8 protein-coding genes are annotated in these 12,500 nt (G+C 73.8%); 4 read left to right on the top strand and 4 right to left on the bottom strand.

Annotated features, from left to right (window positions below; genetic code table 11):
* Window positions 1-35 precede the first annotated feature (35 nt).
* From BIV04_RS12250 to BIV04_RS12240, 3 genes are all read left to right on the top strand, one after another.
* Window positions 36-1,427, top strand: a complete 1,392-nt coding sequence (locus tag BIV04_RS12250) for a GntP family permease (protein ID WP_071256607.1) — start codon at window positions 36-38, stop codon at window positions 1,425-1,427.
* Window positions 1,428-1,534: 107 nt separating this feature from the next.
* Window positions 1,535-2,020, top strand: coding sequence for a gluconokinase (locus tag BIV04_RS12245; RefSeq protein WP_231567136.1), 486 nt, complete (start codon window positions 1,535-1,537; stop codon window positions 2,018-2,020).
* A gap of 237 nt (window positions 2,021-2,257) precedes the next feature.
* Window positions 2,258-3,472 (top strand): alcohol dehydrogenase catalytic domain-containing protein, encoded by a 1,215-nt coding sequence (locus BIV04_RS12240; RefSeq protein ID WP_071256606.1) that lies wholly within the window; start codon window positions 2,258-2,260, stop codon window positions 3,470-3,472.
* Between the two features lie 67 nt (window positions 3,473-3,539).
* Here BIV04_RS12240 and BIV04_RS12235 read toward each other — a convergent pair whose 3' ends face one another.
* The 3 genes from BIV04_RS12235 to BIV04_RS12225 all read right to left on the bottom strand — a co-directional run bounded on the left by BIV04_RS12235 (window position 3,540) and on the right by BIV04_RS12225 (window position 10,216).
* Window positions 3,540-4,079, bottom strand: coding sequence for a GNAT family N-acetyltransferase (locus BIV04_RS12235; RefSeq protein WP_071256605.1), 540 nt, complete (start codon window positions 4,077-4,079; stop codon window positions 3,540-3,542).
* A gap of 143 nt (window positions 4,080-4,222) precedes the next feature.
* Window positions 4,223-9,307: a glycoside hydrolase family 3 N-terminal domain-containing protein gene (locus BIV04_RS12230; protein WP_071256604.1), complete on the bottom strand. Its 5,085-nt coding sequence runs from the start codon at window positions 9,305-9,307 to the stop codon at window positions 4,223-4,225.
* Between the two features lie 411 nt (window positions 9,308-9,718).
* The gene (locus BIV04_RS12225; protein ID WP_071256603.1) at window positions 9,719-10,216 is read right to left on the bottom strand and encodes a DUF4188 domain-containing protein; all 498 of its coding nucleotides are present in this window, start codon (window positions 10,214-10,216) and stop codon (window positions 9,719-9,721) included.
* Window positions 10,217-10,289: 73 nt separating this feature from the next.
* Between BIV04_RS12225 and BIV04_RS12220 the strand changes: the two genes are divergently transcribed.
* A complete protein-coding gene (locus BIV04_RS12220) occupies window positions 10,290-10,898 on the top strand; it encodes a MerR family transcriptional regulator (RefSeq protein ID WP_071256602.1) in 609 nt (202 codons plus the stop codon).
* Between the two features lie 41 nt (window positions 10,899-10,939).
* On the opposite strand, the gene BIV04_RS12215 is transcribed toward BIV04_RS12220, so the two are convergent.
* Window positions 10,940-12,379, bottom strand: a complete 1,440-nt coding sequence (locus tag BIV04_RS12215; protein ID WP_071256601.1) for an MFS transporter — start codon at window positions 12,377-12,379, stop codon at window positions 10,940-10,942.
* Window positions 12,380-12,500 lie beyond the last annotated feature (121 nt).

Here is a 12,500-nt window from a genome sequence, read left to right as displayed (position 1 = left end):
GTCGCAGTGAAGCGTCCTCGGAAGGACGCGACGGAATGCACCTCCTCGCTGCGGCGACCGCCGCCCCCACGCCCTCGGGCACCGACGCGCAGTTGATCATCGCGGCCCTCGTGGGCATCGTCGTGATCGTCGGCCTCATCACCTGGCTGAAGGTCCACCCCTTCCTCGCGCTGCTGCTCGGCGCCGTCGGGGTCGGCATCGGCGCGGGCCTCGCCCCGGGCGACGCCGTCACGAGCTTCGGCACCGGCTTCGGCTCGACCATGACGAGCGTCGGCATCCTCATCGGACTCGGTGCGATGTTCGGCAAGCTGCTCAGCGACTCGGGCGGAGCCGACCGCATCGTCGACACCCTGATCTCGCGCTCGTCCCAGAAGGCACTGCCCTGGGTGATGGCCCTGATCGGCGCGCTGATCGGCCTGCCGATGTTCTTCGAGGTCGGCCTCGTGCTGCTGATCCCGGTGATCGTGCTCGTCGCCCGCCGCTCGGGCCTGCCGCTCATGCGCATCGCGATCCCGGCGCTCGCCGGCCTCTCGGCGATGCACGCCCTCGTGCCCCCGCACCCCGGTCCGCTGCTCGCCGTGTCGACCGTCGGCGCCGACCTCGGTCTCACCCTCGGACTCGGCGTGCTCGTGGCCATCCCCACCGTGATCGTGGCCGGGCCGCTGTTCTCGAAGCTCGCCGCGAAGTGGGCTCCCGTTCCGGTGCCCGACCTCTTCGTCTCGAAAGAGGAGGACGGCGGCGAGGGCTCGGCCCGCAAGCGCCCCAGCTTCGCGAACGCCCTGGTCGGCATCCTGCTGCCCGTCGTGCTGATGCTCGCCCGATCGATCCGCGAGGCGGCACTGCCGACGGCCACGGGCACCTGGGTCGACCTGCTCGAGTTCCTCGGGACGCCCATGGTCGCGCTGACCGTCGCCGTGCTCTACGCGATGGTCTTCTACGCCCGCGCCGGGGGCATGGACAAGGCCGCCGTCTCGAAGACGCTCGGCTCGTCGTTGCCCGACGTCGCCGGCATCCTGCTGATCGTCGGCGCCGGCGGCGGGTTCAAGCAGGTGTTGATCGACACCGGCATCGGCACCGTCATCGGCGACGCCGTCTCGGAGTCGGGCGTCAGCGTCCTGCTCGTCGCCTGGGTCGTCGCGGCCCTCGTGCGCGTCGCCACCGGGTCCGCCACCGTCGCCACGGTCACGGCCGCCGGCATCATGGCCCCGCTCGCCGCCGACATGTCGACCCCCGAGGCGTCGCTGCTGGTGCTCGCCATCGGCGCGGGCTCGGTCTTCCTGTCGCACGTGAACGACGCCGGCTTCTGGCTCATCAAGGAGTACCTCGGCACCACGGTGGGGCAGAACTTCAAGACCTGGAGCCTCATGGAGTGCGTCCTCAGCCTCACGGCCCTCGCCGGGGTCATGCTCGCGAGCGTGTTCATCTGATGCCCGTCCTCGAGAACGCGGACCGCGCCTCCTCGGGTGCCGCGACGCACGCAGGAGGCGCGGTGCCGGCGGGCGGGCCCTACGCCGCCGATCCCGTGCTCGTCGTCATGGGCGTGTCGGGTTCGGGCAAGTCGACGGTCGCGGCCCTGCTCGCCGAGCGGCTCGGCTGGGACTCGTACGAGGGCGACGACCTGCACCCCGACGAGAACGTCGCGAAGATGGCCGCCGGCACCCCGCTCGACGACGACGACCGGGCTCCCTGGCTCGACACGGTCTCGTCCTGGATCGTCGAACACGCCATGGCGGGCGTGCCGGGCGTGATCACCTGCTCGGCGCTGAAGCGGAAGTACCGCGACGTGCTGCGCGAGCACAACGTCGTCTTCGTCTACCTGCGCGGCAGCCGCGACCTGCTCGGCGACCGCATGGCCGCCCGTGAGGGACACTTCATGCCTACGGCACTGCTCGACTCGCAGGTCGCGACGCTCGAACCGCCCGAGGCCGACGAACGCCACGTCGTGGTCGACGCCGGTCGCTCGCCTGAGGACGAGGCCGACGACGTGATCCGGGCGCTGGGACTGACGCCGGTCGCCTGACCCGACCCGCGCCTCCTGCGCTCCTGCCGGTGTTCGTGACCGGTGTTCGTGACCGGTGTTCGTGACCGGTGCTCGAGTGGGCAGAAGGCGCTGGTCACGAGGTGGGCGACGGCATCTTCCGCCCTCTCGGCGGATCGGCGCGTTCACCCGGTGGACGCCGGGGGTTCGCCGGGCCGCCACCCGCCCTGCCTAGGCTCGTGGCGTGCACCGGCGGCCGGGTGCGAGGGGTGGGGGACGATGTCGAGGGCGACGCAGGCGGGGCGGCTGCGGGTCGACCCGATGCGTCCCGTGCTCGACGGCCACGACGTGTGCCTCGACCCGCCGGCGACGGCACAGGTCTGGCTCGGCACGGGACTCGGCTTCAGCGAGATCGCGGTGCCCGGCGTGCGCCTGGCGCGGGGGGACGCCCTGGTCGCCGTCGAGCTCGCCGCCTTCGGCCCGGACGAGGTGCTCGCCCTCGTCGGCCGTGGTGCGGCGTCCCTGCCCGTGGTGCCGGGCGGCTCGGCGGTCGGGCGGGTCGTCGAGGCCGACGAGCATGCCCGGGCGCACGACGGTCGTCGGCTGCGGTCCGGCATGCGCGTCGTCTGGTCCGGCGCGGTCGCGTGCGGGCGGTGCGTCCCCTGTCATCGGGGTCTGGCCTCGGCGTGCGTCTCGGGCGAGCGGTACGGCGAGGAGCGCACGCGGCGCAGCTGGCAGCTGTCCGGCGCGGTCGCGAGCCACGTGCACCTGCGCCGGGGGACCGCCGTGGTGGTCGTCGCCGACGACGTGCCTGCCGCCGTGCTCGCCCCGATGGCGCGCGTGACCGCGACGGCCGCGGAGGTGCTGCACCGCGCCTCCTCGGTGATCGGGCTCTCGGGGGTGCCGTCGCTCGCGGGGCAGGTCGTCGTCGTGTCCGGCGCAGGCGCCGTCGGACTGGTCGCGACGGCGATGGCCGCCGACGCCGGGGCGCGCGTCGTGGTCGTCGACCCCCAGGAGGCGCGGCGCGAGCGGTCGCGCGCGTTCGGCGCCGTCGCCGTGGCCGACCCCGCGGCGTCGACCGGGTCGCACGCCCTGTCACGGGTGCTCGCGTCGGTCGACCGGTCGGGGCGTCACCGCACGGTCGGACTCTCGTTCGAAGGGGTCGCCGGGGTGTCGGCCCTGGTCGGACAGGTGGCCGTCGGGGGAGTCGTGGTGTCGGCGGGGTCGGCGGCGGCGGCGGGCGGTCGGGAGGTGAGCGTGAGCGGCGCCCGGCTGGTCGAGGGTCTCGTCACGGTCACCGGCGTGCGCGACGCCGAGCCCGAGCGGCTGGATGCGGCCGTGGCGTGGGCGTCCGCAGCGTGGCGGCGGTGGCCGCTCGAGTCGCTCGTCGGCAGGACGATCCCGCTGGCCGAGGTGGGCGAGGCGCTCGTCGCGACGGACGCGGACGACGGGCTGACCGGGGTCGGGGTCGGCGACGGGCCCACCACGCGATGAACCCCGTTCCGTGCGGAGAACCCCGTTCCTTCGTGGTTCATGGCGCGGAACGGGGTTCCCGGCGGGGTCAGGAGGCGCGGCTCAGCCGGTACAGCACGTGCGGTCGCAGCGCGTGGCCGGGCGGCAGCGCGGGGTGCTCGAAGTCGTCGGCGGGGTCGTGCGTCATGCCGAGGCGGCGCATCACGCGGCCGGACGGTTCGTTGACCGCCGCCGTGAAGCTGATCAGGCCGGGCAGGTCGGCACCGGACGGATCGAACGCGAACCGGACCACCTCACGGGCGGCCTCGGTGGCGAAGCCCTGACCCCAGGCCTCGCGGGCGAGGCGCCAGCCGATCTCGACCTGCCCGACGAGCGCCGGATCGAAGGTCGGGCGGGACAGCCCGACGAAGCCGACGAAGGTCGCCGAGTCGCGACGTTCGACGGCCCACAGCCCGAAGCCGTCCGCCTCGATCGCGGCGTCGAGCCGGTCGACCATGGCGTCGCTCTCGGCGCGCGTACGGGTCGCGGGGAAGTACCGCATCACCTCGGGGTCGGCGTTGAGGGCCGCGAACGGCTCGCGGTCGGACTCGCGCCAGCGACGCAGCAGCAGGCGGTCGGTGGTGAGCACCCCGCGACGCTAGCAGCGGGGCCGGACCCGCATCGAGAGCGCCGCCGCGACGAAGAACCCCGTTTCGAACGATGAACCCGGAAGAAACGGGGTGCATCGTTCGAAACGGGGTTCGAGGGGGAGGCGCGGTGCGGCGCGGCGCCTCAGCCGCGGTCGCGCGGGCGACGCAGCCGCAGGGCGACCCCGAGCGCCACGATGAGGAACGCCGCGACGGCGATGCCGATCCACTCGCCCGAGCCGGTCCACGCGAGCCCGGCCGGCGACGCCACGACGGTGCCGCCCGAGCCGGAACCCGAGCCCGAGCCGCTGCCCGGCCCGCCACCACCCGGCGTGCCGGGCGTCCCGCCACCCGGCGTCCCCGGGTCACCCGGCACCGTCGCGGCGAGCACGGTCAGCGTGGCACGGGCGATCTGCCCGGGCCCCTCGAGTTCGACGACGTGCGTCCCGGGCTCGAGGTCGGCCGGCACGACGAACCGCAGCACGCCGACCCCGGCCGCCGTGGCCGTGGTCCCGCCGATCGACTGCGGCTCGGAGAACACGGTGCCCGCGAGGTCCTCGCCGGCGCCGAAGCCGGTCGCCGTGATCGACACCGTGTCGCCCGGGCGGGCGGTGGAGGGGTCGAGCGTGCCGGGCACGACGTCCTTGGTCGGCTCGGCGACGCCCAGGTCGATGCCGAGCGCCGAGGCGAACCGCGCGAGCGCCACGTCGGGCAGCCCGCGCTGCAGCGCGTTCTCGGCGTCGGCCGTCAGGGCCGCCGATCCGTCGGCCGCCGTGCCGTCGACCATCGCCTGCTGGGCGAGGTCGCGGGCGACCGACACGAGGTCGTCCGCCGTGGCCATCGTGCCGAGGTCGGTGCCAGCGAACGGGGTGACCGCGGCGAGCAGGAGGCGCAGCGCGGCGGCAGCGTCCGTCGCCGCACCGTCGCCGTCCCACACGTCGGCGTCGAGCACGGCCTGCACCGCGGTACGGGACGCACCCTCGGGCAGGGAGGCGACCAGCGCCTCCAGCCGCTCGCGGGCACCGTCGGTGCGCAGACCCCAGCCGTACGGGTAGAGCGGCTCGTAGTCGGCGTCGCCGACGTTGATCGGCACCTGGTCGGCGCGGGCCGCCCAGGTCACGGGCAGCCGCCCGGTGAAGGGCCGGTCGCCGAACAGCACGTCGGCGACGCCGGCGCCCTCGGAGCCGGGCAGCGACGAGGCGACGACCGCGTCGGCCACGCTCACGACGTCGCCGAGCAGCTGCGGGCGGCCCGAGACCACGAGCACCACGCACGACGCGGTGGCGGCGCAGACCTCGTCGACGATCGCCTGGTCGGACGCCGTCAGCGACAGGCTCGAGCCGTTGTTGGGCACGTCGCCCTGGCCCTCGGCGTACGGACGTTCGCCGACCACGACGACACCGGTCTGGCCGGCCCCGATCGGGGCCGAGGCGTCGGGGCTCAGCGTGACCGACGCACCGGGCGCCACCTCGCGGATGCCCTCCGCGATGCTCGTGCCGGTCGTCGTGTCGCCCGATCCGCCCTGCCAGCTGATCGTCCAGCCGCCCATCTGGCGGCCGAGGTCGTCCGCGCTCGAGCCGGCGACGTACAGGTCGGCGTCCGCGGCCAACGGCAGCGCGCCTCCGGCGTTCTTCAGCAGCACCTGCGACTCGCCTGCGGCCTGACGGGCCACGGCGCGGTTCTCGGCCGAACCGACGCCGTCGACGTTGGTCCGGTCGGCGAAGGGCTGCTCGAACAGGTTCAGGTCGAACTTCTGCGTGAGGATGCGCCGTACGGCGTCGTCGACCCGCGACTCGGCGACGTCGCCCGAGCGGACGGCGGCCACGATCGCGTCGATGAACGCCCCGTAGTTGTAGGGCGCCATCGCCATGTCGAGTCCCGCGTTCACCGAGCGCACCGCCTTGTCGGCGTAGTCGCCGCCGGGCAGCTTGTCGATGCCCTCCCAGTCGCTGATCAGGAAGCCCTGGAAGCCCAGGTCGCCCTTCAGCAGGCCGTTGTTCAGCGCAGCGTTCTCGTGCATGCGCACGGGCCCGTCGCCCAGGTCGACCGCCGAGTACGACGGCATGATCGTGCCCACGCCCGCCTCGAGCGCCGGCAGGTACGGGTCGACGTGCAGGCGGGTGAAGTCCTCGAGCGAGTCGGCGTTCGTGACGCCCTGGTCGATCGGGTACGCACCCGTGCCTGCGACGGACTCGTCGTAGCTCGTGCCGCCGTCGCCGGCCCAGTGCTTGGCCGTGGCGAGCACCTCGTCGGCGCCGCCGATGTCGGTCGGGTCGTCGCCCTGCAGGCCGATCACCGACGGGGCCGCGAACGTGCGCACCAGGTCGGGGTCCTCGCCGAACGACTCGTAGCTGCGGCCCCACCGCTCGTCCCGCGAGACGCACAGGCAGGGGGCGAAGGTCCACGGCACGCCGGTCGCCCGGACCTCGGTCGCGGTGACCTCGGCGATCCGCTCGACGAGGGCCGGATCGCGGGTCGCACCGAGGCCGGTGTTGTGCGGGAAGATCGTCGCGCCCACCACGTTGCTGTGGCCGTGCACGGCGTCCACGCCGTAGACCATGGGGATCTGCAGTCGCGTCGAGAGCGCCTCGCGTTGGTACGCGTCGACCATGTCGGCCCACGCCACCGCAGTGTTGCCCTCGGGCACCGAGCCGCCGCCGCTCAGCAGCGAGCCGAGCGCGCGTCCGCTGACGTCCTGCGGAGACGACAGGCCGAGCCGCTCGGCCTGCGCCATCTGCCCCACCTTCTCGTCGAGCGTCATGCGCGCGAGCAGGTCGGCCACGCGGTCGGCCGTCGGCAGCGACGGGTCGAGGTACGGCAGGTCGTGCGCGCCGATCACGACGCGCGGGCCGTCGCCGACCTTCGCCGTGGTCGAGGCCAGCGTCACCGCGAACTCCTTCGACTCGGCGGCCCCCGAGGAGGCGCGGGTCGACACGGTCACGGATTGCGCCGTCCCCGAGGCGGTCCCCGCCGCGAAGGTCACCGTGCCGGACGCCGCCTCGTAGTCGGTGCCTTCGACGGCCGTGCCGTCCGCGGTCGACCAGTCGACCGACACGTCCGACGCCAGGGGCTCGTCACCGGCCGTCGTCACCGTCAGCGGGATCTCGACCGAGCCGCCCGCGTCGACCAGGTAGACGTCCTGCGACGGGTCCACCGTGACGGACGCGGCGCTCGCCGGGGTGCCGTAGAGCTGCGTGTCGTCGATCGCGAACCCGACCGGGGCGGGCGTGCCCGGGGTGAAGGTGAACGAGTAGCCGAACGCGCTCGTCAGGTCGAGCGTGCCGTTCGTCGTCGCCGCGTCGCCCGGCTGGTAGCCCGACGGGGTGAACGCCGAGAAGGGCAGTTCGACGAGCTTCCAGCGGCTGGTGCTGCTGCCCCAGTTGTCCTTGAACGTGGTGGCCCAGAGCTCGCTGGTCTCGGCGGTGTCGCCGCCGGCCGGGTCGCCGTCCTTGATCTCGACCTTGATGTCGGCACCCGCCGTCGGCGAGGCCGGGTTGTTCGCCTGCGAGGCGTACCACCAGAAGCGCAGGCCCTGGTAGCTCGACCAGTCCTGACTGTCGGACAGGTTGTGGCTGAGCCCGCCGTAGCCGCCCGTGGGGATCGACGAGGTGCCGCTCAGCACGTTGTTGTCGGCGCGGCCGTCGCGCTCCTGCACGGTGACGTCGCGGCTGATCGTGGGCTCGAGCGGGGCAGGGGAGCCCCAGGTGAAGAAGCCGACCGGGTCGGCGGTCGTGCCGAGCGGGACGTCACCCTCGAAGTCCTCGATCATCGTCGCGCGCTCGAACAGGGCGACGTCGTCGAACTGCCAGGTGCCGGCGCCGAGGGGGGTCAGGGTGACGGCGAAGCCGGTCGAGGCCGACGGGTCGAAGCGCAGGTCGCTCGACGGCTGGCCCTTCTGCCGCAGGTCGGCGAACAGCACGCTGACCTGCTTCCAGTCGACGCTGTCGTCGACGACGGTCTGCTCGAAGAGGGCGCCGTCGCCGTTCTTCAGCTCGTAGCGCAGGGACAGGCCCGAGGCGGTGCCCTTGAACCAGAACGAGAAGCCGTCGTGGTCGCTCCAGTCGGTGGCGGGGACGTCATGTGAGAACCCGAACCAGCTCTCGGCGGTGGTCGGGCCAGCGACGGTGGCACGCAGGGCCCGGACGCCCGTCGCTCCCTCGCGCTGCGCCTCCACGGTGTCGAGCGCCGGGGTGACGGCGGGGCTCTGGCCCCAGCCGAAGTAGCCGGTCGGCACGCCGCCCTCGAAGTCGTCGAGCACGGTCGTCGCGCCGACGTTCGGCAGGGCGCCCGTCGGGGTGAGCGTCACGGTGAGGGTGGCGCGCGTGCCGACGACGGTCGGGTCGCTCGGCTCGGACGCGGTCAGCTCGATGGTCCTGCGCGGGCTGAGGGCGCCCGTCGAGGTCGTGACGAGGGCGACGGAGGCGCTGGTCTCGCCGGGCGCGAAGGTCACGGTCTCGTCGAGGGCCGCGTAGTCGGTGCCCGCCGTGGCCGTGCCGCCGGTCGAGCGCACACGGACGGTGACCGGTTCGTCGCTCGGACCGGTGAGGCTGAGTCCCGCGGTCAGGGTCTGGCCGGCCGCGACGGTCGCGGTCGACCGGTCGAAGGTGACCGAGCGGGTCTGTGCCTCGCCGAAGACCTGCAGGCCGAAGGCCGAGTAGCCGTAGAAGTGCTCGCGGTTCGGGTCCCAGGTCGCGGCGGCACGCTTCAGCATGCTGACCCGGACGTAGCGAGCGTCGGTCGGGGTCGACAGCGTGACGTCGTCGCGCCCGCCGTCGCTCGTGACGGTCTGCGCGGTGGTCCAGCTCGCGGGCAGGGTCGGGTCGCCCGACGTGACGTCGACCGTGTAGTCGGTCGCGTACGAGGCCTCCCAGTCGAGGCCGATCGCGTCGACGCGCGCGGTGCCGCCGAGGTCGACGATCACCGACGCGGTGAACTCGACGTCCTCGTCGGGGCCGTTGCCGCTGGCCCAGCGGGTCGCCGGGTCGCCGTCGATCAGGGCGTCGGCGGGGAACGTGCCGTCGCCGTCGGCCTGGCTCGCCGAGGCGGTGACCGTGCCGAAACGGGCGAGGTCGACCGGGGCGGCCTGCGCGGCGATCGCGGGCAGGCCGCTGAGCAGCAGGGCCGCGGCGGCGGTCCCGGCGGCGAGCGCGAGGCCGCGGCGCGGACGGCGCGCGGGCCGGACGGGCCGCGATCGGGGCGTCGAGGAAGGGCGGGCAGGGGCAGCGGACACGATTACTCCCTTGTAATCACGGCTGTCTCACGACAGAGCTGGAGCCACCCCCGAACGAGGGCGGCTCACGTCTGGCTCATCGTAGGGTCACAGGCGGCTCAGGGCAATGGGTGCTGTAGGGCCCCGTGCGGCCGACCGATCCACAGCGCACCGCGTTCCGTGCACGGCACCTCGTCTAGACCGGGTGCGGTGCACGAAGCGCGGTGCGGTGCAGCTCGCCCTGTCCTGTCCGGCCCCGTGCGGCTGGTCAGGCTGATGGGCATCGCCGCACCCCGTTCCGTGCACGGCGCCTCGTCTAGACCGGATGCGGTGCACGAAACGCGGTGCGGTGACTGGCGCGGCCCGGCCCGGCCCGGGGCGGCCCGGCCCGGGGCGGCCGGGCCGGGCGGGGCGGTGGGGCGGCGCGCGGCGTCAGGCCGACGCGGCGCCGGGGGTCCGGCCGCTCGCGGCCCGGGCCCGTGCGGTGTCGCTCCGCGGACCGACCGGCACCGACCGGGTCGCCTTGGCCAGCCCCGACGGCGCCATGCCCACGTACAGGCTCTCGGCCCGCTCGACCACGAAGGTCTCGTGCCAGATGCCGACGGCTCCCGGGGCCTTGCGCGCCCGGCGGTTGAACGCCGTCCAGGCCGGTCGGTGGGCCTGCTTGGGCGAACTCGCGTACGCGTAGAGCTTCTCGAGCGAGGTCCAGTACTGCACGAGCACGGGGCCGCCGTGGCCGATCGTCAGGCGCGTGCCGGCGAGTCCGCTCTCGGGGTCGCGCATCAGCTCGGTCAACATCGGGGTCATCGCGCCGAACACGGGCAGCCACAGGTCGGGTCGCCACCAGCGGTTGATCGTCATGCCGATCAGGAAGACGACGAGCTCGCCGTCGTGCTCGTGCGTGGTGCGGCCCGGGTTGACTCGCGGCATGATGTCTCCTTAGATGGATAGTGGCGCTCTCCAATATTGGAGAGTCACGCTATCCAATGTCAAGGGGCAATCCGTGCGCATCTCCCAGCTCGCCGAGACGACCGGGGTGCCTGTCGCCACGATCAAGTACTACCTGCGCGAGGGGCTGCTGCCCGAGGGCGAGCGCACCAGCGCGACGCAGGCGCGCTACGGCGACGAGCACGTGCGTCGGCTGCGGCTCGTGCGGGCCCTGCTCGGTGCGGGCGGGCTGAGCGTCGCGGGGGTCCGAGCCGTCCTCGGGCAACTCGACGGTGAGCACGAGAGCGTCGCCGAGGTCCTCGGCGTCGCACAGACCGCGGTCACCGCGACGGCCCCCGAGGGCGTCGACCTCGGGCGTGCCGAGGCGCTCGTGGCCGGCTGGGGGTGGACGATCGACCCGGGGTCGGTCGACGTGCTCGCCGCGCTCGAGGCCGCGGTCGACGGGCTCGACGCCGCGGGGTTCGAGCTGCCCGACGGAGCGCTCGACGGCTACGCGCGGTCCATGGCCGAGGTCGCCGAGGCCGAGATCGCGGGCATCCCGGTCGACTCCGTGGACGCCGCGGTGCAGTACGTCGTGCTCGGCACCGTGCTCGTCGAGCCGCTGCTGCTGGCCCTGCGTCGCCTGGCCCAGCAGGACGCCTCCTGGCGCCGCTTCGGGGGCTGACACCGCGCCTCCTGCCGGTCGCCTGGTGGGCGCGACCCCGCTCAGGAGGCGCGGGTGCGGTCGCGCAGACCGACGAACGACACCAGCGCGCTCACCCCGAGCAGCACGGCGACCACGATCACGACGCGGTGGAACCCGCCCACCGTGAGCGCGCCTCCGGCGATGACGCCCAGGAACGCGACCGCGACGAGCCCGGCCACCCGTGAGATCGCGTTGTTGACCGCGGAGGCGATGCCCGACTGCGCCGCCGGGATCTGCGAGAGCACCGTCGAGGTGAGCGGAGCCACGGTCACCGACAGGCCGAAGCCGAACAGGACCACGCCGGGCACGACCTGCCACCAGACGTCGATCGGATCGCGCACGAGCAGCATCCAGAGGAACCCGCTCGCGGTGATCAGGGGCCCGACGGTCATGAAGAGACGCGGGCCGTGGGTGGCGGCGAGCGTGCCGAACAGGGTCGAGAACGCCAGCGACACGATCGTCGTCGGTAGGGTGACGAGCCCGGCCAGGGTCGCCGTCAGACCCGCCAGCTCCTGCACCACCAGCGGGATGGTCAGGGTGCCGAGGCTGAGGGCCGCGTAGATGCCGACCGTGGCCAGGTTGCCGACCGTGAAGGTGCGGGTGCGGAACAGCGTGAGGGGCATCATCGGGGAGGGCGTGCGGCCCTCCCACCAGACGAAGGCGGCGAGCGCGGCGAGGCCGACCACGAGCGGCAGGACGACGAACCACGCGCCGAACCCGACCCGCTGCCCCTCGATCAGCGCGAAGACCGGCCCGGCGAGGCCGACCGCGGCCAGCACGGCGCCCACGGCGTCGACCCGCGGGGGAGCGCCGTCGCTCCCCCGGTGGGCGTCGCCGGGCAGGCGGGTCATCAACACGAGGGTGAGGACGACCGGCACGACCACGACGGCGAACACCCAGCGCCAGCCGAGCGTGTCGACCAGTGCGCCGCCGGTCAGCGGGCCGATCAGGAACGCGACGCCGGTCCAGGCCGTCCAGCTGCCGATGGCCTTGCCCTGCGCCGGTCCGCTGAAGGTCGAGGTGATCAGGGCGAGGCTGCTCGGCACGAGGAGGGCCGCGGTGACGCCCTGCAGGGCCCGGGCGGCGATCAGCAGGCCCGGGTCGGGCGCGAGCGCGGCGAGCACGCTCGTCACGGCGAACCCGATCAGCCCCGAGCGCAGCACCCGCACGCGCCCGAACGTGTCGCTGAGCGAGCCCGCCACGAGCATGAGCGACCCGAGCGTCAGCAGGTAGGCGTCGACCACCCACTGCTGCAGGGCGAGGCCGGCACCTCCGTCGCCGGTCGCCGCGGCGTCGCCGGACGTACCGCCGCCGAGCTCGCGGGCGATCGCGGGCAGGGCCACCGTGACGATCGACCCGTCGAGGAACGCCACGAACGAGGCCAGCACGGCGACGACGAGCACGATCCGCCGCCCGCGCAGGGTCGCGGCGTCGCTCGGGGCCGGGGGAGGTGTGCTCATGCTGCACTCAACACCCGACGGGCGCAGACCGATACCCCGCTGTCCCCATGTCCCGCCACGAGATGAACACGCCGCCACGCAATCGGGTGGCGGTGTGTTTACTTCGTGGCGGCGTGGCGGC

The sequence above is a fragment of the Frigoribacterium sp. MCBA15_019 genome (assembly GCF_001864945.1).
In the GTDB taxonomy this organism is placed as follows: domain Bacteria; phylum Actinomycetota; class Actinomycetes; order Actinomycetales; family Microbacteriaceae; genus Frigoribacterium.
This window is presented reverse-complemented; position numbering and strand designations above follow the sequence as displayed.